This window comes from Parasphingopyxis lamellibrachiae, assembly GCF_003385775.1.
GTDB classification, from domain to species: domain Bacteria; phylum Pseudomonadota; class Alphaproteobacteria; order Sphingomonadales; family Sphingomonadaceae; genus Parasphingopyxis; species Parasphingopyxis lamellibrachiae.
In genome coordinates this window covers 2,356,731-2,379,802 of sequence record NZ_QRDP01000004.1, presented here as the reverse complement: position 1 = coordinate 2,379,802, position 23,072 = coordinate 2,356,731, and the positions used below count along the sequence as shown (strand labels likewise).

The 23,072-nt window shown below is 62.1% G+C and carries 22 protein-coding genes; 11 read left to right on the top strand and 11 right to left on the bottom strand.

The features are described from left to right. Positions 1–17: 17 nt before the first annotated feature. From DFR46_RS11890 to DFR46_RS11870, 5 genes are read left to right on the top strand one after another with little or no spacing between them, the layout of a single operon-like run. A complete protein-coding gene (locus tag DFR46_RS11890; RefSeq protein WP_116236633.1) occupies positions 18–311 on the top strand; it encodes a putative quinol monooxygenase in 294 nt (97 codons plus the stop codon). Between the two features lie 30 nt (positions 312–341). Then, on the top strand, positions 342–1,475 hold the full coding sequence (locus DFR46_RS11885) for an alpha/beta hydrolase (RefSeq protein ID WP_116236632.1): 1,134 nt from the start codon (positions 342–344) through the stop codon (positions 1,473–1,475). A 30-nt stretch (positions 1,476–1,505) separates the two neighbouring features. Beyond that, positions 1,506–2,159, top strand: coding sequence for a carboxymuconolactone decarboxylase family protein (locus tag DFR46_RS11880; RefSeq protein ID WP_116236631.1), 654 nt, complete (start codon positions 1,506–1,508; stop codon positions 2,157–2,159). A 22-nt stretch (positions 2,160–2,181) separates the two neighbouring features. Further along, positions 2,182–3,828: a long-chain-fatty-acid--CoA ligase gene (locus tag DFR46_RS11875; protein ID WP_116236630.1), complete on the top strand. Its 1,647-nt coding sequence runs from the start codon at positions 2,182–2,184 to the stop codon at positions 3,826–3,828. A gap of 15 nt (positions 3,829–3,843) precedes the next feature. After that, positions 3,844–4,593, top strand: coding sequence for an SDR family NAD(P)-dependent oxidoreductase (locus DFR46_RS11870; RefSeq protein ID WP_116236629.1), 750 nt, complete (start codon positions 3,844–3,846; stop codon positions 4,591–4,593). 16 nt (positions 4,594–4,609) lie between these two features. Here the strand turns inward: DFR46_RS11870 and DFR46_RS11865 are convergent, their stop codons facing one another. Together DFR46_RS11865 and DFR46_RS11860 are read right to left on the bottom strand one after the other, a co-directional pair. Then, positions 4,610–5,602, bottom strand: a complete 993-nt coding sequence (locus DFR46_RS11865) for an ABC transporter substrate-binding protein (RefSeq protein ID WP_116236628.1) — start codon at positions 5,600–5,602, stop codon at positions 4,610–4,612. A gap of 16 nt (positions 5,603–5,618) precedes the next feature. Beyond that, on the bottom strand, positions 5,619–6,785 hold the full coding sequence (locus DFR46_RS11860) for a Gfo/Idh/MocA family protein (RefSeq protein ID WP_116236627.1): 1,167 nt from the start codon (positions 6,783–6,785) through the stop codon (positions 5,619–5,621). 120 nt (positions 6,786–6,905) lie between these two features. On the opposite strand from DFR46_RS11860, the gene DFR46_RS11855 reads away from it, so the two are divergent. Beyond that, a complete protein-coding gene (locus tag DFR46_RS11855; RefSeq protein ID WP_116236626.1) occupies positions 6,906–8,162 on the top strand; it encodes a Rieske 2Fe-2S domain-containing protein in 1,257 nt (418 codons plus the stop codon). A 15-nt stretch (positions 8,163–8,177) separates the two neighbouring features. Here the strand turns inward: DFR46_RS11855 and DFR46_RS11850 are convergent, their stop codons facing one another. After that, the gene (locus tag DFR46_RS11850; RefSeq protein ID WP_116236625.1) at positions 8,178–9,728 is read right to left on the bottom strand and encodes a class I adenylate-forming enzyme family protein; all 1,551 of its coding nucleotides are present in this window, start codon (positions 9,726–9,728) and stop codon (positions 8,178–8,180) included. Positions 9,729–9,889: 161 nt separating this feature from the next. Between DFR46_RS11850 and DFR46_RS11845 the strand changes: the two genes are divergently transcribed. After that, the gene (locus DFR46_RS11845; RefSeq protein ID WP_245953841.1) at positions 9,890–10,939 is read left to right on the top strand and encodes a 5-methyltetrahydropteroyltriglutamate--homocysteine methyltransferase; all 1,050 of its coding nucleotides are present in this window, start codon (positions 9,890–9,892) and stop codon (positions 10,937–10,939) included. An 8-nt stretch (positions 10,940–10,947) separates the two neighbouring features. On the opposite strand, the gene DFR46_RS11840 is transcribed toward DFR46_RS11845, so the two are convergent. From DFR46_RS11840 to DFR46_RS11805, 8 genes are all read right to left on the bottom strand, one after another. Beyond that, on the bottom strand, positions 10,948–11,844 hold the full coding sequence (locus tag DFR46_RS11840; RefSeq protein WP_116236623.1) for a hydroxymethylglutaryl-CoA lyase: 897 nt from the start codon (positions 11,842–11,844) through the stop codon (positions 10,948–10,950). Between the two features lie 91 nt (positions 11,845–11,935). Beyond that, positions 11,936–13,159, bottom strand: a complete 1,224-nt coding sequence (locus DFR46_RS11835) for a CaiB/BaiF CoA transferase family protein (RefSeq protein ID WP_116236622.1) — start codon at positions 13,157–13,159, stop codon at positions 11,936–11,938. 144 nt (positions 13,160–13,303) lie between these two features. Beyond that, positions 13,304–14,251 carry a Gfo/Idh/MocA family oxidoreductase gene (locus DFR46_RS11830; protein WP_116236621.1) on the bottom strand — a complete coding sequence of 316 codons (948 nt, stop codon included), beginning with the start codon at positions 14,249–14,251 and terminating at the stop codon, positions 13,304–13,306. 49 nt (positions 14,252–14,300) lie between these two features. Then, positions 14,301–15,194, bottom strand: coding sequence for a class III extradiol dioxygenase subunit beta (locus DFR46_RS11825; RefSeq protein ID WP_116236620.1), 894 nt, complete (start codon positions 15,192–15,194; stop codon positions 14,301–14,303). Between the two features lie 2 nt (positions 15,195–15,196). Further along, a complete protein-coding gene (gene ligA, locus DFR46_RS11820) occupies positions 15,197–15,601 on the bottom strand; it encodes a protocatechuate 4,5-dioxygenase subunit alpha (protein ID WP_116236619.1) in 405 nt (134 codons plus the stop codon). Next, positions 15,598–16,623 (bottom strand): amidohydrolase family protein, encoded by a 1,026-nt coding sequence (locus DFR46_RS11815; RefSeq protein ID WP_116236618.1) that lies wholly within the window; start codon positions 16,621–16,623, stop codon positions 15,598–15,600. Before DFR46_RS11815 ends, ligA begins: the two co-directional genes overlap by 4 nt. After that, positions 16,620–17,432, bottom strand: coding sequence for a DUF1932 domain-containing protein (locus DFR46_RS11810; protein ID WP_245953839.1), 813 nt, complete (start codon positions 17,430–17,432; stop codon positions 16,620–16,622). The genes DFR46_RS11815 and DFR46_RS11810 overlap by 4 nt, the downstream gene beginning before the upstream one ends. 71 nt (positions 17,433–17,503) lie before the next feature. Beyond that, positions 17,504–18,655 (bottom strand): LysR family transcriptional regulator, encoded by a 1,152-nt coding sequence (locus tag DFR46_RS11805; RefSeq protein ID WP_245953838.1) that lies wholly within the window; start codon positions 18,653–18,655, stop codon positions 17,504–17,506. 97 nt (positions 18,656–18,752) lie between these two features. On the opposite strand from DFR46_RS11805, the gene ligK reads away from it, so the two are divergent. From ligK to DFR46_RS11785, 4 genes are all read left to right on the top strand, one after another. Beyond that, the gene (gene ligK / locus DFR46_RS11800; RefSeq protein ID WP_116237320.1) at positions 18,753–19,427 is read left to right on the top strand and encodes a 4-carboxy-4-hydroxy-2-oxoadipate aldolase/oxaloacetate decarboxylase; all 675 of its coding nucleotides are present in this window, start codon (positions 18,753–18,755) and stop codon (positions 19,425–19,427) included. Continuing rightward, entirely contained in the window at positions 19,420–20,493 is a 1,074-nt protein-coding gene (locus tag DFR46_RS11795) for a 4-oxalomesaconate tautomerase (protein WP_245953837.1), read from the top strand. Before ligK ends, DFR46_RS11795 begins: the two co-directional genes overlap by 8 nt. Continuing rightward, positions 20,490–21,365: an amidohydrolase family protein gene (locus DFR46_RS11790; protein ID WP_116236616.1), complete on the top strand. Its 876-nt coding sequence runs from the start codon at positions 20,490–20,492 to the stop codon at positions 21,363–21,365. Before DFR46_RS11795 ends, DFR46_RS11790 begins: the two co-directional genes overlap by 4 nt. A 186-nt stretch (positions 21,366–21,551) precedes the next feature. Then, a complete protein-coding gene (locus DFR46_RS11785) occupies positions 21,552–23,051 on the top strand; it encodes an efflux transporter outer membrane subunit (protein WP_147297679.1) in 1,500 nt (499 codons plus the stop codon). Positions 23,052–23,072 lie beyond the last annotated feature (21 nt).

Genomic DNA, 23,072 nt, shown 5'->3' with positions numbered 1-23,072 from the left:
GAATCAGGAGGGATTTCATGATAGCCATAATCGCGACTCTTACCGCAAAGGAGGGCAGCGCGCAGAAGGTTGAAGATGCGCTGGCCGCTGCCGCACCGGCCGTCCGTTCGGATGCCGAACCGGATTGCCATTATTACCAGCCAACGCGCGTCGCGGGGGAACCCAACGTCTTCAAGGTTTTTGAAGTCTATGAGGACAAAGCCGCGCTTGCAGCCCATAGTGCGACCGCGCATTTCGCTCCGTTGAAAGAGCTTTTTGCCACCGAATTGTCGGTACCGCCGGTGATCGACATTCTCGACGTTTTCGGTTGAACCAACCACCTAATCTGGGGAACGATTTTAATGCTGGACGAAGCACATATTGTTGAAAAAGTGGACCGGCGGTTTGTCGGCATGGCATCGCCGACCGCTCCGCGCATCCAAGCGGGCGGACATCCCTGCCAGGGGCTGTACTGGACGCCGAAAGGCAATCCCGCGCCCAAAGTCGCGGTTATCGCAACCCATTATAATGTCGACTTCACCGAACATTATATTGCCCCCTATTTCGCGGCCCGGGGATATGGGTTTCTGGGCTGGAACACCCGGTTCCGGGGTTTTGAAGACCTGTTTCTGCTCGAACATGCGCTGATCGACATCTCGGTCGGCATGCAATGGCTGCGCGACCACGGCGTCGAGAAAATCGTGACCCTGGGCAATTCCGGCGGCGGATCGCTGATGGGGGCCTATCAGGCGGAAGCGCTCGCTCCCTCCCTCGCAGCCGATTTTTCAGGGTCCGGCGTCGACAGGCTGGCCGCCCTTCCCGCAGCGGATCTCTATATTGCGCTCAATGCCCATCAGGGCAGGCCGGAAGTGCTGACCAACTGGATGGATGGGTCCGTCGTGGATGAGAATGATCCGACGCTGACCGACGAATCGCTCAATCCGTTCAATCCCGACAATGGCCCACCCTATTCCGACGAATTCATCACGCGCTACCGGGCCGCCCAGCGCGCCCGCAACCAGCGGATCACGGACTGGGCGAAAGCAGAGCTGGAGCGGCTCAACGCTGCGGGCATTCCGGACCGGCTGTTTCCGCTGTTTCGCGTGTGGGGCGATCTCAGATTCATGGATCCGGCGATCGATCCGTCCGAACGCAAACCCCAGCATTGCTATCGCGGTCATCCGGAACCGGCCAATAAGAGTCCGAGCATCGGCCGGGCCAACATGCTGAAGACCTGGCTCTCGATGTGGAGCCTGGAAACCTCGAAATGCCAGGGCGGTGAGCAGCTCGCCAAATTCACAATGCCGGCGCTGGTCGTCCAGAGCCTTGGCGACGCCGGTGTGTTCCCGAGCGATGCGCATGCCCTTCACGATGCCATCGGTTCCGCGGACAAGGGCCTCGAGTTCGTGAAAGGTCAGCATTATTTCGAAGACAGCGTCGAAGAGCGCGACACCGTCGCCGATCTGATGGCCGGCTGGATCGCCGAGAGAATTTGATCGCCCACCACAAACGAAGGAAACACCCTCATGCCACGTCTGAAACAGGTCTCACGCGCCGAAGCGGATGAGAGCGTTCTGCCTTATTATGACCTGCTGTTCGGCGATCGCGACCCGGTTGCCGAACCGGGTACGGCGACCGGAACCCCGGGCGACTGGTGGACGACCTATGCGCTGGTGCCGGCAATCTTCAAACATGCGACATCCCATTTCGGCATGTTCGGCATGTTCTCCGACACCGCCGTCAGCACACTGGCCGGGGATGTTCGCGAACTCGGCATTCTGCGCGCCGGCTATACGGCAGGAAGCCAGTTCGTCTTCTCCCAGCATTGCAAGGCGGCGCGGCGCAACGGACTAGCCGAAGAGAAGATTGCGGCGATTGCCGAATGGCCGGCATCCGACGCCTACAGCCCGGACGAGCGCGTTCTCCTCGGCTATGTCGATTGCCTTGTCCTGGAGCGCGGGCGCGTGTCGGACGGCCTGTTCGCAGCGCTGAAAAAGATCCTCAGCGACGAGGATATTCTCGAATTCACCTACCATGTCGTCGGCTATGTCAATCACGCCACCATATGCCGCGCGCTCAAGCTGGAATTCGACAATGTCCCGGAACGGATCGCCGAAGTGCCCGCACCCGAGGGCGGCGAACTGACCGCCGATTGGGCCGGCAAGGCATGGGACGATTGAACCACAGCAAGGGAACATCGCCATGAAAGCGCTCATGCAGGATTATGCACTGACGCTCGACAAGCTGTTCGACCATGCCGCGAAATGGCATGGCGGCCGAGAGATCGTCTCGCGGCTGAACGACGGCCAAATCGTGCGCTCCACCTATGCCGCCCTGCACCGCCGCGCGAAGCAATTTTCCAATGCGCTGCTTGAAGCCGGGATCGGCGTTGGCGACCGGGTCGCCACCATGGCGTGGAATGGCTCGCGGCATTTCGAGATATGTTACGGCACCCTCGGCATCGGCGCGATCCACCACACGCTGAACCCGCGGCTCTTTCCCGAACAGATCGTCTATATCATCAATCATGCCGCAGACCGGATGATCATCGCCGATGCCGCCTGCGTGGACCTGCTCGAAGAAATCCTGCCGCAATGCCCGACCGTCGAGACGGTCATATTCCTCACCGATGAAGCCGGCATGCCAGAGACGAGCTTCGCCGCGCGGCCCTACGAAAGCTGGATTGCGGATCAATCGGAAACATGCCCATGGGGCGGTTTTTCCGAAGAGGAAGCGGCCGGGCTTTGCTATACGAGCGGCACGACCGGCAACCCGAAAGGGGTGCTCTATGGCCACCGGTCCAACTATCTGCACGCGCTGATGACGCTGCAGCCGGACGCGCTGAACCTGTCGAAGCGCGATACGGTGCTGCTGGTCGTTCCCATGTACCACGCCAATGCCTGGGGCGTTGTCTATTCGGCGCCGATGGTCGGCGCGAAGCTCGTCCTTCCGGGCCAGCATATGGACGGCGCCTCGATCCACGAACTGATCGAAAGCGAGGGCGTCACCTATTCAGCCGCAGTACCGACGGTCTGGCAGATGCTTCTCGATCACATGAAAGAGGCCGGCGCCGGTTTCACCACCCTAAAGCGCGTCACCGTCGGCGGCGCGGCCTGCCCGGAATCGCTGATCCGCACCTTTCACGACGATTACGGAGTGGACGTTATCCAGGGCTGGGGCATGACCGAAACGTCGCCGCTCGCGACCGTCGCCTCTCCCACGCCCTCAATCGCCGAACTTCCTTTCGACGCGCAGGTGCCCTTCAAGCTCAAACAGGGGCGGCTGCTGTGCAATATCGATCTCAAGATTGTCGACGATGCGGGCCAGCGCCTGCCGCATGACGGCGAAACTCCGGGCCGGCTGATGATCCGCGGGCCGGCCATTGCCTCGGACTATTATGGCGAGGAGACGGACGCGCTCGACGAGGAGGGGTTTTTCGATACCGGCGACGTGTCGACGCTTACCGAAGACGGGATCATGCAGATTACCGACCGCGCCAAGGATGTCATCAAATCGGGCGGCGAGTGGATCAGCTCGATCGATATCGAGAATATCGCCGTCGGCCACGCCAAGGCGCAGCTTGCCGCCGTTATCGGCGTAACCCATCCCAAATGGGACGAGCGGCCGGTGCTGCTTGTCGAGCTCAAACCCGGTGAAAAGGCCGAAGCGCAGGAGTTCCTGGATTATCTGGATGGCAAGATTGCGCGCTGGTGGATGCCCGATGCAGTCGTGTTTGTCGATGAAATCCCGCTCGGGCCGACTGGCAAGATCGACAAAAAACGCATTCGCGAACGCCTGAAGGATTACGATCTGCCGCCGCCCGCGGTGATTGCCGGGCCGCGAGACTGAACCGGGAGAGAGACAGTGGATATTTCGGGTAAAGCGGCGCTGGTGACGGGCGCGGCAAGCGGTATCGGCAGAGCAACCTGCGAGGCTTTGGCGGCAAAGGGAGCATCCCATATCCATCTCGTCGACCTCAACGACGAAGGCTGCCGGGAAACCGCCCGCCTGTGCGGCGCGAATGTCGGCACGACGGTGCACCCGTGCAATGTCGCCGATCTGGGTGCGCTGGAGGCGGTCTTCGCCGCTGCCGCGGAGGAAACCGGGCTCGACATCGTGTTCAACAATGCCGGTATGGTGACGGGAGCCGATATGTTCCCGGATACGCCGAACGCCCGGATCGAACTTATCGTCGCGGTGAATATATCGGCGGTATTCGCCGGCACGAACTTTGCCGTCAAACATATGGCAGACAGGGGCGGCGTGGTCGTGAACACCGGGTCGACCTCATCGCTTCACGACCGGTTTATCGACATATTGTACAGCGCCACCAAGGCGGCGGTCCTTCAATTCACCCAAGGCTGCGGCAAGCTGATGGAGAGCCATGGCGTGCGGGTCTGCGCGATATTGCCGGGGCTGGTGGACACGCCGATCGTCGACACGACCGGCGGCGACACACGCGCCGACTGGATGCAAAAGATCCTCGACGACAATGTGGCGATGCCGCCGGCCGCTCTCGCCGCCGGCGTCGTCGCGCTGATCGAGGATGACAGCAATGCCGGCGGCCATTCCATTGTCGCGGACGAGGCGCAGGTCGAAGCGGTTTCCGGATAACCCGCCCCGCAACCTCTCAGATCAGGAAACTCTCGAACGTCTCCTCGGCAAACAGCTCTTCCGGCTGGAGCCGGCGCGATGACAGCCCCTGTTCGTGGTGATAGCGCAGGAAGGTGTCGATCGCCGCGCGATTGCGGGAAAACCCATAGGGCCACCAGTCCTCGCCGAGCAGCGCGACAGTTTCCTCCACGGCCGCAATTTGCCAGGGCAGCATCGTCTTGAGTGATGCGGTGATTAGTAGCTCGTCATACAAGCGGCGCTGTGCTTCGCAAAAAGCCTTGAAGAGGGATCGGGCGATCCAGCGATTGGCCTCATACACTTCGCGCCGGAGCGCGACGACATGCATGATCGGAAATATGCCGGTCCGCGTATAATAGTCTTTTTCGACCGGCACGAAATCGGGAAAGAGGCGCCGTACGGCGTCAGGCTCGGAATAGAAGGTGCTTGGCGTGCGGGCGGTGTGCAGCGCATCGATCTCGCCATCGGCCAGCATGCGAGAAAGCGTTTTGTCCGGGCTGATCGGCTCGAGACGAAATTTCTCGGGCAGGTCGAGCTTGAGTTTTTCTTCGCGTCCAGGCTGTTCCTCTCCACCGGTAAAATAGGTAACGCTCGCCGGATCGACGCCATATTCGTCCTGCAGGATTCCGCGGATCCAGACCGGTGCCGTCATCTGATATTCGGGCACGCCGATCCGCTTGCCCACCAGATCTTCCGGTCGTTCGATCCCGCTTTGCGCCGACACGAAGATGCAGCTGTGGCGGAACAGCCGCGAGGGAAAAACCGGAATCGCGACAAAGGGCGGGTTGTCTCGCGCCAGCGTCACGCAATAGGACGACATCGAAAGTTCCGCCGCATCGAATTCATGATGGCGCAACATCCGGAAAAACGTCTCTTCGACTTCAAGGGCCTGGAAGTTGAGATCGATGCCTTCGGGGCGCACGGACCCGTTGGCCAACGCTTCGGTGCGATCGTAATTCCAGCAGGCAAGGGACAGGGGAAGCAGGGACATGGAAAGCCTTTTCGGGTTAATGGGACTCGGACACTATTTCGTCGAGCATGACCTCGCGGCCCTCATCGCCTGATCGCAAGATCGCGTGGCAGCATGCCAGCGTGTGCAGGCCCCAAGCCCCGTCGAATATCGGAGCCTCGCCGTCGAGGACGCAGGCGGCGAACGCTTCGCCGATATTGGTGCGCCGGGTCTCGGGCAGGGGCGCGGCCAGTTCCTCGCGCGATGTATCGCCGTGCAGGATCACGCCGCTTGTGGTGAGTTCGACATCGGCCTGTTCGCAGCTCGCCAGAACGAAGCCGAAATGCTCATGAGCGACCGGAGGTTCGGCGGTATTGGAAGCCGGGCCGGCAAAGCCTCTCGCCTGTTTTTGGGCGGCTTCGTCGGTACCGGCCAAGCGGCTGCGCGCCCGGGCATGGGTTTCGCGCGCTTTGGGCCTACCCATCTCGCCTATCCAGCCGAGCAACGCGTCGCTGTCATAATGGGCGTATCCGGAATAGCCGAGCGTTGCCGTGGCGCCGTTCTCGAAAAAGAGAAAGGCGGAAAAGGCGCCGTCTGCCGGCCGCTCGGTATCCCAGTCGAAAAGCTGCGCCCGGATGCTGCGCACTTTGCTGCCCGCAAGACGGCGAACGATATCGATTTGGTGGGTGGCCTGGCTGAGCACAACGCCCCCGCCCCGCTCGCGATCGAGTTCCTCGGGCCTGCGGGGCCGCAACAGGAAATCGGTATAGTTGAACGCCTGGATCATCCGGGCCCGGCCGATATTGCCCGAGGCGATGATATCGGCCGCAAGGGAGACGGGGCCGTCAAAACCATGGCTCGGACCGACCATCAGGCAGGTTCCGCTCTCCGCCGCCGCGTCGGCCATGGCGCGCGCTTCGGCAATCGACACCGCCATCGGTTTCTCGACCAGCACATGCTTGCCGGCGCGTGCCGCCGCTATGGCCTGCGACGCATGATGCCCGTGGGGCGAAGCGATATAGACGGCATCGAGACCGGGATGGGCGATCAGGTCTTCAAAACTCTCATACGCTCTCACGCCATAGGCGCGGCGCAGGCCCAGCCGGGGCTCGCGGGATGGATCGAAGCCCGCAACCAGTTCGATGCGCGCATTGGCAGCCAGGCCGGGAACCGTAAGCATGGCCCCCCGTCCCAGGCCGGAAATACCCAATCGTAGCTGCGCCATCTTGCCCCTTTTCCAATGGTGGAATTAGCCGCGCATGCCTTGAATTGCAAATTACTTCGTATTAGAAGTATTTTACCGAAGCCGAACCGTGGCGGACGAATTTCTCGCTAAGAAACCAAAATGACACCCAAACAAAATGACATTCTCTGCCGGGTCGAGGGCGATGCCCCGATGGGAGCCCTGATGCGCCAACACTGGATACCGGCCTGTATGAGCGAAGAGGTGGTGGAGCGTGACGGCACGCCGCTGCGTGTGCGGTTGCTGGGCGAAGACATGGTCGTGTTTCGCGATACGGAAGGCCGGATCGGTATCTTGGACGAGCAATGCCCGCATCGCCGCGCATCGCTCGCGCTTGGCCGCAACGAGGAGAGCGGACTGCGCTGCCTTTATCACGGATGGAAGTTCGACGTAGACGGAAACGCCGTCGAGATGTCTTCGGAACCGGTCGACGCCAAGATTTGCGCGACAATGAAAACAAAGGCCTATCCGGTTCACGAAGCCGCAGGATTTGTCTGGGTCTGGATGGGCGACCCCAAACAGGTCGACAGCTTCGATCCACCGGCCTGGTCGGCGGCGCCCGACGACAAGATCGCCATCGTCAAGATGCATGCGGCGTGCAACTGGGCGCAGGTTCTGGAAGGCGCTATCGATTCCGCGCACAGCTCCAGCCTACACTCTTCGAACATGCCGACGGCCGGCAATGTCAGCGGTTCGACGGCAACCGATGAGCACTGGCTGCGCCCTTCGGCCGACAAATCGCCGCGGCTCGACGTCGAACGGACGGATTACGGTTTCCGCTATGCCGCGATACGCAAGCCCGTGCAGGAGCCCGACAAGCAGGACTATGTCCGCACCACGCTTTTCATCGCACCGTTCACGGTCATGATCCCGCCGAACAATCGCTACAAGCTCATCCAGATGCTGGTGCCCATAGATGACACCAACTGCATGTTTTACTGGATCGCCTGGCATGAAACCGAAGGCATCAGTCAGGACGAATGGCGCAAATTCTGCGGAGCCGTACCCGGTGTCGACGTCGATCCGGTGACATTCCGGAAATTCCGGAATGCAGAGAATAATTACTGCCAGGATCGCGAGGCCATGAAGGCCGGGGATTTTACCGGAATCAGCGGCATCCCGATCCAGGACATGGCGATGTGGGAGTCCATGGGAGCGATAGCCGATCGCAGCCATGACAAGCTGGGCTCGAGCGACAAGGCTATCATCGAATTTCGCAAACAGATGTTCTCGGCCGCCAACGCCGTTGCCCGCGGCGAGCCGGCGATCGGCACCGGCAAAGACCGGATACCGCACGCACAGCTTTCCAATTACGAAGGCATGGTCGGCAAGGATGAGGACTGGCGCGACAGAATGTAGATCCGGGTCGGGGATCTAACCGACGGTCCGGTCCATATCCTGCCAATGCCGGTCGCGCAGCTCCCGGCGCAAGACCTTGCCTGACGCGTTGCGCGGCAACTCCGCGACAAACTCTATCGATTTGGGAACTTTATACCCGGCGATCCGGTCCTTCGCCCAAGCGATAACGGCATCGGCCTCGACCGTCATACCGGCTACCGGGACTATGACCGCCCGGACCTCTTCTCCCCAGCGTTCGGAGGGAACGGCAATGACGGCGACATCGCTGACACCGGGACAGCTGGCAATCGCATTCTCGACCTCCGCCGGATACACATTCTCGCCGCCGCTGACGACCATATCCTTGATCCGGTCATGCACGAACAGGTAACCATTCTCGTCGGCATAACCGGCATCGCCCGTGTGCAACCAACCGTACCGGATGGTCTCGGCGGTCGCCTCGTCCCGCCGCCAATAACCGGGCGACACGGTCGGGCCGCTGATGACGATTTCGCCCACTTCCCCAACTTCGGCATCGCAGCCGTCTGGCCGCATGATCTTCGCCTCAACGCCAGGCCAGCTTTTGCCGCAGGAGCGCAGCAGCTCCGGGCGATGGTCACGCGGCGCGAGATAGGTGCCCGAGCCGGATGATTCGGTCATGCCGTAATATTGGGTGAACTGACAGCCCATGCGCGCCTGGGCGGCGGCGAGCAGGGATTCAGGGATCGGTGAAGCACCATAACCCACGGTTCGCAGGCTCGACAGGTCGGCTCCGTCGATCCCGGGCGCTTCCAGCAACATCCGGATGAGCGTCGGGGCCAGGAAAACCTGCGCCACGGATTCCTGCTCGATCAATTGGAGGACACGGGCGGGATCGAAGGCCGGTTCAACGATGACCCGGCACCCATGCGCAAGCCCGGCAAGTGACACATTGGTACCCGCGACATGAAAGAGCGGCATGACGATCAGGACAGTTTCATGGGATTCATAATCGAACCCTTCCACCCGAGGGCTGTATCGCAGGAAAGCCTCGTAATTGCCGTTGGTCAGCCGGACGCCTTTGGGCCGCCCGGTCGTGCCGCTGGTATAGAGCTGGAAAATATCGTCGTCCGCCCGGAATTCGGCGGGGGCACGCTGATCGCCAGTCAGCGCCAGCCTGTCATGCTCTGGATGATCAAACCCCAGGGTCACCATTCGCGGCGGCGTTTTCAACCGCGAAACCGCCGCATCGGCCAGCGCGGATTCGCCGGGGCCCACTAACAGCAAGCGGGTGCCGCTATCCTCCAGCATATAGGCGATTTCGGCCGGATTGAGGCGAATGTTCAGCGGCATGAAGCAGGCGCGCAAACCGATGACCGCAAAAAACGCCTCGAACCATTCGGTTCCATTGGCGCCGATCCAGGCGATGCGGTCCCCGGGTTCGACCGATTCGCGCGCCAGGGCCGCCATGGTCATGCCGACCTGGTCGGCCAGTTCGCGATAGCTGGATTCCCGCGCCCCGCTCTTGAGCGCGAGGGAGTCGGGCCGGGCTCTTCTCTGGGCCTCGGGAATGTGGCCCATGAAACGGATGGTATCGTGATCAATCATAGGTCGCCCTTTTAATATTAGATTACTAAGTATAGCAAGGGCCGCCGACCCACAACGGCGCGGCCCGTCCGGCCAAATTTACCGCAGCATGACGCGAAACAGGTTGACCTATGCGCCCCTCCTCCAATAATTAGATTGCTAAGCAATAAGGAGCCTTGCCTGTGACCCCTCTACCCGGACTGCCCCTGCTTCCGACAACCATCGTGGGAAGCTATCCGCAGCCCGACTGGCTGATCGATCGCGAAAAGCTGGGCGCCCGCCTGCCGCCCCGGGTGCGCGCGGACGAGCTGTGGCGTATCGAACCCGCCCAACTTGCCGATGCGCAGGAAGCGGCCACCCTTGTCGCAATCAGCGACCAGAAGCATGCGGGGCTCGATATTATCGGCGACGGCGAAATGCGCCGGGAAAGCTATTCCAACCGCCTCGCCAACGCCTTTGACGGCATCGATATCGACAATCCAGGTACCGCCATCGACCGGACGGGCGCAGCCAATCCCGTCCCGCGCGTCGCCGGCCCGATCCGCCGCAACCGCCCGATCGAAGCGCAGGATGCGGCCTTTTTCAAGGAGCGGGCGGAGCGTTGTGTGAAGCTCACTCTACCCGGCCCCTTCACACTGACCCAGCAAGCCCAGAACGATTATTACGACGACAATGAAGCATTGGCGATGGACTATGCCGATGCGCTGAACGCGGAAATCCGCGAACTGTTCGAAATCGGCATCGACATCGTCCAGCTCGATGAACCGTATCTTCAGGCGCGGCCCGAAGAAGCGCGGCGCTATGCTATTCCGGCGATCAACAGGGCGCTCAAGGATCTGGACGGTCTGTCGGCGCTCCATATCTGTTTCGGCTATGCGCATGTGCATGGCGGCGCGGAAAAACCGGGCGGCTACGACTTTCTTGCCGAGCTCAACGATTCGCGCATCGATATCATCTCGATCGAAGCCGCCCAGCCAAAGCTAGATCCCGCTATCCTCTCCGAACTGCCCGACAAGCGGATTATGTACGGCGTGCTCGACCTGAACGATCCCACCATCGAAACGCCGGAGCTGGTCGCCGAACGCATTCGCGAGGCGCTGCCCCATATCGATGCGGAGCGGCTGATAATCGCACCGGACTGCGGCATGAAATATCACAGCCGCGCCGATTCCTTCGCGATGCTGAAGGCGATGGCCGACGGGGCAGCCATTGTGCGGCAGGAACTCGGCTGAACCGGCGGCTAGGGAAACAGCGGCGCTTTCGATACCATCGCAGGCAGGTCTCTCTCCATCACGCCGGAAAGCCAGCGCGAAGCGTCGATCGCCCGATCGAGGTCCATGCCCGTTGAAACACCGCTTTGTTCGAGCATATAGACCACATCTTCGGTCGCCACATTGCCCGCAGCACCCGGCGCGAACGGGCATCCGCCCAGCCCACCCAGTGAAGAATCGACGGTGGAGGCACCTGCCTCGACCGCCGCCCAGACATTGGCTATCCCCGTATTGCGCGTGTTGTGGAGATGGATACGCACCGGGATCGGGGCGATAGCTTCAGCGATCTCGGCAACCAAATCCCCAACCTGGGCGGGAACGCCGACTCCGATCGTATCCGCGAGCGCGATCTCGCGCGGTGACGTTTCGGCAAGCCCGCGCGCCATGTCGACGATCCTTGCCGCAGGCACTTTCCCTTCGAACGGACAGCCAAAGGCGGTGGCGATAGTCACCTGGCCCGATAGTCCTGCCTCCCTGGCGCGGCGGACGATACTGCCCGCGACCGCCACCGATTGATCTCGGTCCTGCCCCTGGTTGCGAATGCCGAACTCGTCGCTGGCGACGCAAACGGCACCCAGTTCGTCTACGCCCGCCGCAATCGCCCGTTCGGCTCCGCGACCGTTGAGCACCAACCCGATATAGGTCACATCGTCGCGCACCGGCAGCAGGCCCATCAGCTCCTCCGCATCCGCCATTTGCGGGACTTTCTTCGGATTGACGAAACTCGTTACCTCGATGCGGCGGGCGCCCATGGCAATCGCCTGTTCGACAAGGCGAAGCTTTTCGGCAGTGGGGATCTGGCGCGCCTCGTTCTGCAGCCCGTCCCGCGGCGCAACTTCGACAATCTCGACAGTTTTGCGGGGCATTTCGCTATCCAATCCAGCCTCCTTCTAGTCATTGCTACGCTACGGTCGGCCATGCCGCCAGCCGGTGAAAGACCGATCCCGATGGGGCCGCTCAGATGATGTTCCTGTCGGCAAGCTCGACGCGCCGCGCCGCGTCGATACCCAGGGCCCCGAGGATTTCGGCATTGTCGGCGCCGGCCTGCACCGGTGCGGTCCGGCGAATCCGTCCCGGCGTGCGGGAGAGTTTCGGGAAAACCGATTGCATCTGCAGCGGACCATGTTTCTCGGTCATCACGGACACAATGGCTTTGCGGGCCTTGAAATGCGCATCTTCCATCATGTCTTCGGCGGTGTAGACGCGGCCGGACGGCACGGCATTGTCCACCATCAATTGTTCAAGATCTTCGAGCGTCTTGGTGCTCGTCCATGCGGCGATTATCCCGTCGAGTTCTGCCTGATGCGCACCGCGCGCGGCATGGTCGGCAAAGCGGGGATCGTCGGCAAGGTCTTCCCGCCCCATTGCCTTTGCAAGCCGCGCAAAAACGCCATCATGATTGGCGGCGATCAGGAAATCGCCGTCGCGGCACGGATAGACGTTGGACGGCGCGATACCGGGAAGAATGGCGCCGGACCGTTGGCGGATGAATCCGGAAGCGTCATATTCCGGCACCAGGCTCTCCATCATCTGGAGAACCGCCTCATACAGCGCGGAATCGACAATCTGGCCCTTTCCGCTGACATCCCGCTCGCGCAGCGCGGCCAGCGCGCCCAACGCCCCGAACGTGCCGGCAAGGCTGTCGCCGATCGACACGCCCATTCGCGATGGCGGCTCGTCCGGGCTGCCGACAATGCCGCGCCAGCCGCCCATGGCCTCGCCAATCCCGCCGAAGCCCGCGCGCTGCGCATAGGGGCCGTCCTGCCCATAGCCCGATATGCGCACGGCGATGAGCCCGGGATTTTCCTCCATCAGCCGATCTGGCCCCAGATTCCACCTTTCCAGCGTCCCGGGGCGGAAATTTTCCACCACGATATCGGCATCGGCAATCAGCTTGCGGGCAATTTCCTGCCCTTCCTCTTCGCGAAGGTTGAGCGAAACCGATCGCTTGTTGCGCGCGATAACCTCCCACCAGACCGGTGGATCGCCGCGCCCCCATTGGCGCATGGGATCACCCGCGCCCGGCGGTTCGACCTTGACGATATCGGCACCCATATCGCCCAGAAGCTGGGCGCAGAAGGGCCCGGCGATCAACTGGCCAAGTTCGACCACCCTAAGGCCGGCTAATGGTCCCGACACGCACTTCCCCTTCCCGATATCGACGATTGTCTCCTGAGCCATATACTTAGAGCACTAAGTTTTTACATCAAGAGGATTTTCGCCCCCGGAAAGGCAGCCTATCATAAATGGCGGGGAGCGGCCTCATCGCTCCTCGCCAGCCCGAACCGCTCGGCACTGGCGAAAGCGGTGCGACAAGGCCTGCAATCAGGCGCCTTCGACGCGGGCCGCCAGCGCACCCAGTGCGCGGTAGCAGGGAAGCACCCTGGCCACACTTGCATTGGGCTCGCGACCTTCCCGGATCGCGGCAATGAATTCGCGGTCCTGCAGTTCGATGCCATTCATCGAAACATCGACATCCGAGACGTCGATCTGCTCCTCCTTGCCGGTGAACAAATCGTCATAGCGCGCAAGATAGGTGCCATTGTCGCAGATATAGCGGAAGAAGGTGCCGAGCGGTCCGTCATTGTTGAATGAGAGCGCAAGCGTCAGAATCTGGCCTTTCACGCTCTTCATCTGGATCGACATGTCCATCGCGATGCCGAGTTCCGGATGGAGAGGCCCCTGGAGGATATTCATTTCCGCAACATCCGCGCCAGTCATATATTGGAAGATATCGACCGTATGCGCGGCATGGTGCCAGAGCAGGTGATCGGTCCAGCTGCGCGTCTCGCCCTTGGCATTCATATTCTGGCGGCGGAAGAAAAAGGTTTCGACATCCATCGACTGGATGGCGATTTCGCCCGCATCGATCCTGTTTTTCACCCATTGGTGAGACGGGTTGAAGCGCCGCGTGTGGCCGACCATGCAAATGCGGCCGGTTTCCTGGCTCTTGGCGAGTACGGCTTCGGCATCGGCAAGGCTGTCGGCGAGCGGAATCTCAACCTCGACATGCTTGCCTGCATCCATGCAGGCGATCGCCTGCGCCGCGTGCATCTGGGTCGGCGTACACAGGATGACGGCATCGATCTCGGCCCGCGCCAGCATCTCGTCGAAATCTGTCGTCGCATGGCCAATGCCATATTTCTCGGCCATCGCCTGTGTGGGTTCAAGCCTGCGACCGACCAGCGAAACCACCTCGACGCCGTCGATTTTCGCTAGGCCGTCCAGATGTTTTTCTCCGAATGCGCCGCCGCCGACGAGTGCAATCTTCATGGATTTATCCTCATATCTTGTCCTCCCTTCGCCGGGAGATGGAGTGAATTCAGGGAGTGGCGGACCGCTGCCGGTCGCTGCCGCTCATGTCGAAACCTTCGCCATTGTCCGGGCGCAAAACCATATGGCCGATCGCCGTGTTGCTGCACGGCACATGATAATGGCGATGCAGCGCCTTTGCCGCTGCGCCAAGCGCACCGCGCATGATCAGCCACATGACAAGCTCTATGCCCTCGGAGCCCGCTTCCCTGAGATAGTCTATATGCGGAATATGGCGCAGATCGTCGCTGTCTCCGGCCAGCCGATCGAGGAAGCTGTTGTCCCACTCGGCATTGATCAGGCCCGCGCGCGGCCCCTGGAGCTGGTGGCTCATGCCGCCGGTACCCCAGATCTGGACGTTGAGATCCTCCGGGAAGCTTTCGACCGCCTTGCGGATCGCTTCGCCGAGCGCCCAGCAGCGATTGCCCGAAGGCGGCGGATAGGTGACGACATTGACCGCCAGCGGCACGACCTTGCAGGGCCATTTTTCGGGCTTCCCGAACATCATCGACAGCGGCACGGTAAGGCCGTGATCGACGGCCATCTCGTTGATGATGGTCATGTCGAACTCATCGAGAATCAGGCTCTGTGCGATATGCCATGCAAGATCGGGATGCCCGGCCACATCCGGCACGGGCCGCGGTCCCCAGCCTTCGTCGGCGGGCTTGTAACGCTCCCCGCATCCGATCGCGAAGGTCGGTATCACCGTCATGTCGAAGGCCGAAGCATGATCGTTGTAGACGAGGATTATCACGTCGGGCCGTTCGGCCTCCATCCATGTGCGCGTCCAGTCGTAACCGGCGAAGATCGGGCCGAAATATTCGTCCCTGTCCTTGCCCTGGTCGGATGCGACGCCAAGCAGCGGTACATGGCTAGAGGCGATACCGGCGGTGATACGGGCCATGGCTAACGCCCTTCCCGGATCGAGCGCTGGCCGTCGGGCGAGCGGCCGCCCGCCGCCATCATTTTTCGATAACTGTCGAAATCCATTCCGGTCATCGTGCTGACCGCTTCGGCAAAGGATATCCCGTCGGTCGCAAAGAGCTTGGACAGGAAGTAGATGTTACCGCCAAGATCGAGACAGCGATTATAATCCCGATCGAGCACCGCCTGTTTCTGCGCCTCGCTCATCGGCCATGCGTCGAGATAGGCGCGCTCGTCCCGCGTGAACCGGACCCGGCTCTCTTCCGACATCAGGCTCATCGCGAACTGGTTCAGATGATAGCCCTGACGCGCCCGTTCGGCGGTGAAGACGCGGGTGCCGGGAATATCCTCCAGTTCGGCGAGATAGGCGTGGATGTCCCGCGTCACAGCCCCCTCGCTTTCAGCCGGGCGTCGAGCCGCGGATAGACCCGGCGGACATTGCCTTCATAGATGGCGTGCCGCTGTTCCTCCGTCAGGCCGAGCGCATCGACATAGCGTTTGGTGTCGTCAAAATACTGGCCTGTCTTGGGATCGATCCCCCGCACCGCGCCGACCATTTCGGACCCGAATAGGATATTCTTCGTGTCGATCACTTCCGCCAGCAGATCTACACCCGGCTGGTGATAGACGCAGGTATCAAAAAACACATTGTTCATCACATGGCTGGCGAGGTCTGGTTGTTTCAGCATGTCGGCGAGACCGCGATAGCGCCCCCAATGATAGGGAACAGCGCCGCCGCCATGGGGGATGATGAACCTGAGATCGGGGAAGTCGGCAAACAGGTCGCCCTGGATCAGCTGCATGAAGGCGATGGTGTCCGCGGCGATATAATATGCGCCGGTCGCGTGCATGGCCGGGTTGCAGCTGCCCGAGACATGGATCATCGCGGGCACATCAAGCTCGCACATCTTCTCGTAGAAGGGATACCAGTAGCGATCAGTGAGCGGCGGGTGCTCGAATTTCCCGCCGCTCGGATCGGGATTGAGGTTGCATCCGATAAAGCCGAGTTCGGTAACGCAGCGTTCAAGCTCGGCTATCGATCCGGCCATGTCTGCCTTGGGCGACTGGGGGAGCATACACACCCCGACAAAGGTTTCGGGGTATAGGTCTACGACCCGCTTGATCAAATTATTGCACTTCTCGGCCCATGGGCGCGCGACGCTCTCATCCCCGATATGCGGCGCCATGGCCGAAGCGCGCGGCGAAAAAATCGTCATATCGGCGCCCCGCTCCCGAAGCAGTTTGAGCTGGTTCTCCTCGATGGTTTCGCGGATCATATCGTCGGATATCGCCGGATAAGCGGGCGGGGCAGCGCCCGCTTCGAACGCCGCCACCTGCGCCTCTCGCCATGCGCTGTGCGGCGCGGGAGCCGTTGTATAATGGCCGTGGCAATCGATGATCAGCGTCATGCGGCCACGTCCCCGCCATTCGCATCGCCGGCCTGCTCGCGCTGCCGGGCCGCGGTGGCCCGCGTCATGACCGGATCGATATCGACGGCTTCGAGCATCGCGATTGCCTCGTCCATTTCGGCGGCTCTGCGTCGCCCATGCTCGCGCATTCGGCCCATATTATAGGCGGCGCGTTGCTTCCACCCGGCCTCGCGTTCGGAACGGTCAAGCGATTCAAGCACATCGTCCGTAACACCCAGCCGCCCGGCCGCCATCATCATCTCTCCGGTCAGCGCCTCAATGCCCTTGACCATGATCGAGCGAACCAGCTTGATCGCCGAAGCCCGCCCAACCTGCCGCCCGGCAAGCGACACATTGGTGAACCCGCATGTTTTGAGAAGCCCCGCCGCATTCTCGGCCGCCGCCCCCGAAACCAGCAACGGAACATCCAGCGCCGCAGGCCTCACGGGCGCCAGTATCGCCACATCCACATAATGTTTTCCTGCGGAAACGCAGACCGCTTCCGCCGCTGCTTTCGTGGCCGGAGCCACCGAATTCATATCGCAGAAGATCGCATCCTCGCGGAGGAACGGCGCAGAATCGGTTGTCACCTGAAGAGCAGCATCCGCCGTAACCAGCGAAAGCGCCAAGGGCGCGTCGGCTAGCGTCTCGCCCAGTGTTGCACATGCGGATACGCCCGCCTTTCGCATGACCCCCCGGCGCTCTGGTGCGATATCATAGGCCCGCGCCTGCGCGCGCCACCCCGCCGCTTCGGCAAAAGTCGATCCGGCCTCTCCGAAGCCGACCAGGGCAATTGGCATATCCAACATGGGTCATCCCTGCCGCCAATCAGGCCCGGCTGGCCAATCGAATGACTGCCATGGATATAAGTTTTTGCGAATTATTCTGAGGCGAACCCTTTCAGTTCGGCAACGCATGCCGCTTGGGTTGCGGTCGGGCGCCAGCCCGATCGGGTGATAATGCCAATCGTCCGGGAGACGGGAACGGGCGGTGCACACCACCCTAGCAGGCCTCCTTCGATCTCCACCCGGAGCTGATCGGTGGACAGCAAGGTCAGGGCATCGCTCGATAGCAGCAGTTCGCGAATCGTCAGGACGGATCCGCATTCGATGGCGACATGGGGCGGCTCGACATCGAGGCTGCGCAGCATCGCTTCCCAATAGGTGCGCAGCGGCGTCGAGCGACCGGGCAGAATCCATGGGTATTCGAGAAGAGTGCCGGGGTTTGGCGGCCCCGGCTTCTCCAGCAAGGGGTGATCGGCGCGCATGATGATGGCCGGGCGATCTTCGAAAACGGGTTCCTGGACCAGATCGGCCGCGTCGCTATCTGCGCGCAGCGCGCCGAGCATCATATCGACTTCTCCATCTCTCAATGGACCGCTGAGTTCCGCATAGCTGCCTTCGATAATTGCAATATCGACGCCGGGATGTTCCCGACCGAACCGCGCGATCGCCGCTGGCAGCCAGCGGGCTCGCGAAAGGGGCATCGCGCCAATGGCGATCTGCCCTTCGGCTTCTCCTTTCCACTGAGCCACCTCGGCAAGCCCGGCCCTGAGCTCCGCCTTTGCAAGGCCGAAACGGCGCGCAAGGCGCTGTCCGGCGGGGGTCAGCATGATGCCCCGGCCGCGCCTTTCCACAAGGCGATGACCGACGGCGTCCGAGAGACCGGATACCGCGCGGTGGAGAGAGGCGCTGGAAAGCCCCATATTCGAGGCAGCCATGGCATAGCTGCCGGCCCGGGCCAGTTCGAGAAACGCGCTGAACTGCGTTCCCGTGACCCGCGTGCTACCGATCTGGTCGATTACCTCTTCTGCCCGCCGCGCGAGAAGCAGCCCGGGCTCGGTCGCGATCATGCCGTCCGGCCTGCGTTCGAACAGGGCGCAGCCGAGATCGTCTTCGAGCCGCCTGATCGCCTGAGTAAGGGCCGGCTGTGTCAGGTTCACGGCCTTCGCAGCGCGAGTCAGGCTCCCATGGCGGACGGTTGCCGCCAGTGCCGCATAATGGCGCAGGTTGAAATGGCTGGTCACTGCCACCCACCATTAGCCTTTTATTATAACTCGAAACAACTTTGCATTTGCCCCGGCTCCGCAAATATCCTCAGTCTATTGCCTTTGCCATCGGAGCATGGGCATGAGCGGAATTGTCGTCCAGAATATCAAGCGTGTCGATCCGGCCCTGATAGACGGCCTGGCGCGATGCGGGGTCGCCACCGTCCATGAGGCGCAGGACCGAACCGGCCTTCTCGCCAGTCATATGCGCCCCATCTATCGCGGCGCGCGGATCGCCGGCAGCGCGGTGACGATCAGCGCTCCGCCCGGCGATAACTGGATGCTGCATGTCGCCATCGAACAGGTGCAGGATGGCGATATTCTGGTCCTCGCACCGACCAGCCCCTGCGAAGACGGCTATTTCGGCGACCTTCTGGCGACATCGGCCCGGGCCCGCGGATGCCGGGGGCTCGTCATCAATGCCGGCGTCCGCGATATTCGCGACCTGACGGAAATGCGGTTCCCGGTCTGGTCGAGGGCGGTTTTCGCACAGGGCACGGTCAAGAACACCCTGGGATCGGTGAATGTGCCGATCGTGTGCGCCGGGACCGCTGTCAATCCAGGCGATGTTGTCGTGGCGGACGATGACGGAATATGCATCGTCGGGCGGATGCGAGCCGCCGACGTGCTGGAACGGGCCCGGGCGCGGGAGGCCAATGAAGAGGAAAAGCGGCGGCGGCTGGCCGATGGCGAGCTCGGGCTCGACATGTATGCCATGCGGGGCAGGCTGGAACAGGCGGGCCTGAAATATGTCTGACCCGGCGCCTTCGAACCATGGCGTTCCCGTCATGTGGATGCGCGGAGGCACATCCAAAGGCGGATATTTTCTCGCGAAAGACCTGCCAGCCGATAATGCTGTGCGCGATTGCTTCCTGCTGCGCGCCATGGGCTCGCCCGACCCGCGCCAGATAGACGGGATGGGCGGCGGCGACACGCTGACCAGCAAAGTCGCCATTGTCCGCAAGTCGACGCGCCCTGGCATCAATGTCGACTATCTTTTCCTGCAGGTCTTCGTCGATCAGGCGCTGGTGAGCGACGCGCAGAATTGCGGCAATATTCTTGCCGGAGTCGGACATTTCGCGATCGAGCGCGGGCTTGTCGCGCCACAGGGCGACCGGACCCGTGTCACTATCCATATGGAAAATACCGGGCAGATAGCAATCGCGACCCTTCCCACGCCCGGAGGGAAACCGGCCTATGGAGGCGATGCGCAGATCGATGGCGTGCCCGGCACCGCCGCCCCCGTCGCGCTCGAGTTCCGCGATACAGCCGGGTCCAGCTGCGGCGCTCTGTTGCCCAGCGGAAAGGCGGTGGACGTCATCGAAGGCGTGGCCTGCACGCTGATCGACAATGGCATGCCATGCATCGTGATGCGCGCCCAGGATGTTGGCGCGACGGGATATGAAAGTCGCGACGCGCTCGACGCCGCAACCGATCTGAAAGCGCGCGTCGAAGCCATTCGGCGGGCCGCCGGCGCGCGTATGAACCTTGGCGGCGTTGCGGAAAAAACCGTCCCCAAGATGATGCTCATCGCCCCGCCGCGAATGGGCGGAGCGATCACCGTACGCAGCTTCATCCCCCACCGCGCACATGCCTCGATCGGGGTCTTCGGTGCGGTGAGCGTCGCCACGGCCTGCCTGACAGAAGGATCCCCGGCCGCCGCCATTGCCGAGATAGATGAAGGGCGAAAGCTGACCCTTTCGGTCGAGCATCCGACCGGCGAAATGAGTTGCATCATGGAGCGGGACGAAAGCGGTACCGTGATCGGCGCGGGCCTGTTGCGCACGGCGCGCAAACTTATGGACGGAACGATTTTCGCATGACCCGGCGCATTACAAGCTGGCACACCAGCCCTTCCAGACCGCGTTACGCACCGCCGCCCGGCGCGGTCGATGCGCATTGCCATGTGTTCGGGCCAAAAGCCCGGTTTCCGTTCAGCCCGAAGGCCAAATATCTGCCAGCAGATGCCGGCCCCGACGCGCTGCTTGCCTTGCGCGACTATCTGGGGTTTGAACGCAATGTGATCGTCCAGGCGAGCTGCCACGGAACAGACAATGCAGCGACCCTGAATGCCATTGCGCGCTCGAACGGCAAGGCAAGGGGAATCGCGGCCGTCGATCCGGCGATTGACGGGGCGGAACTGGACACCCTGCACGCTGGTGGGATTCGCGGCGTGCGCTTCAATTTCCTGAAGCGGCTTGTCGACGATGCGCCCAAGGATCGGTTTCTGGAGATCGCGAGACGCATCGCACCGCTCGGCTGGCACGTGGTTGTCTATTTCGAGGCGGATATACTGGCAGAGCTTCGGCCCTTTATCGACGCCCTTCCGGTTCCGGTCGTGATCGATCATATGGGGCGGCCGGATGTTTCGCAGGGCCCGAACAGCCCAGATATGCACGCCTTTCGCGCCCTGATGGAAAGCCGCGCGGATATTTGGACCAAAGTCAGCTGCCCCGACCGGCTCGATCCGGCTGGCCCGCCCTATGCCGATTTCGTGCGCGCCGTCAGGCCGCTGGTCGAAGACTATCCGGACCGGATACTCTGGGGGTCGGACTGGCCGCACCCCAATCAGCAGGCCGTGCTGCCCGACGATGGCACACTGGTCGATGTGATTCCGGAAATCGCGGTAACCGAGGCGCTGCGGAAGAAGCTGCTCGTCGATAACCCGATGCGACTATACTGGCCGGAATACTGACAGGCGGCACCCCTCGGCAACCCGCGGCACTGCCCGGAACATGGCTGGCGCTGCTGATCGCCACATGATCGGAATGGCAGGACAATTCTATTATTGAACGATAGCGTACATTTAATCGTTGCGGATTGAATCCGAACATGACAGAGACGAGATGCCATTCTCGAACTGATTGCGGACTGCCAGACTGTGACGAGACTTTCCCGGTTCCTGATACTGATGCCGCTCACCGCGGCGCTGGCGGGCTGCGCCGATTTTTCGCCGCCCCAGCAAATGCCGGCACCCGTATCCCGGCTGCCGGCCGATTTCGGCGAATCGCCAGCCGATGGGGCGCAGTCCTCCCTCAACTGGTGGCATGCGTTCAACGATCCCACGCTAAACCGCCTGGTCGAGGAAGCGCTTATTGCCAATCTCGACATTGCCGAAGCGGCTGCGCGGGTCGATGAGGCGCGTGCCCAGGCCCGGATCGCGGGTGCATCGCGCTTTCCCAGCGTCAACGGATCGGCCGGCGCGAATTATTCCGATTCGCCCCTGGCCGGCACCAGCTTCGGCAATTTCGGCGGCGGCGCCTCGCGGTTAACCAACGAAACCTATTCGACAGGCCTCAACTTTGCCTATGAGCTAGATTTCTGGGGGCGCATTCGCAACGATGCCCGCGCGGCGCGGGCCGACCTTTTCGCCGCAGAAGCCGATTTGCGCACCGCGCGGCTGGGCGCCCTGGCGAACACGATCTCGACCTATTTCGAGGTCGTCGACCTGCGCGCACAAATCGCCCTGTCCGTCGGCACGATCGATGTTCTGCAGGACCGGGTCGAGAATACCGAGCGCCGCTACGATCGCGGCCTCGCTTCCTCCTTCGAACTGTATCAGGTCCGCCAGGATTATCGCAACATTCAATCCGCCCTGCCCCAGCGTGAGAGCCAGCTGACGGCCGCCGAAGGAAGGCTGGCCGTGCTGCTCGGGCGTTATGCCGGAACGCTGCGCGAAGAAATGGGCGACCGGCTGGCTCCGCAGCTGGTGTTCGAGCCCATTCCCGCCGGCCTGCCCGCCCGGCTCCTCATCCAGCGGCCCGATGTTGCCGCCGCCGCCCAGCGTTTCGAGGCCGCGCGTTTCCGCGTCGGCGCGCGCCGGGCCGAACTGTTTCCCTCGCTCTCGCTGTCGAGCACGCTCGGCACCCAGAGCGGCGCGCCTTCCGGCATCTTCGACATATTGGACAATTGGGTCCTGAATCTCGGGGCGAGCCTCACCGCTCCGCTTTTCCAGGGCGGGCGGATCCGGGCGAATATCGATGTTGCCGAAGCCCGCTATGCCCAGCAGACGGCCAGCTATGCCCGGACGGTGCTCACCGCCTATCGCGAAGTGACGAGCGCGCTCGAAGATTACGAAGAACAAAGGCAGCGCTATACGCTGATTTTCGGCCAGCTGCAGGAAGCCCGGGCATCGGCCAATCTCCAGGCCGAGCGCTATCGCGCGGGCGTGTCGGCCTTTACCGATTATCTGGACGCGCTGCGCACACTCTATCAGGTCCAGTCGTCGCTTTCGGCCGCGGGGCGGGATGTCGCGCTGGCGCAGCTCGCCGTGCATCGCGGGCTCGGCGGCGGCTGGACGGAAGATGCGGCAGCGCCCGACGTACCGCTGGTGGACCGGCCTGTAGAAGATTCGTCCGATGGAGACTTTGATGGTTCCTGATACAAGAGCGGAGACAAGGGC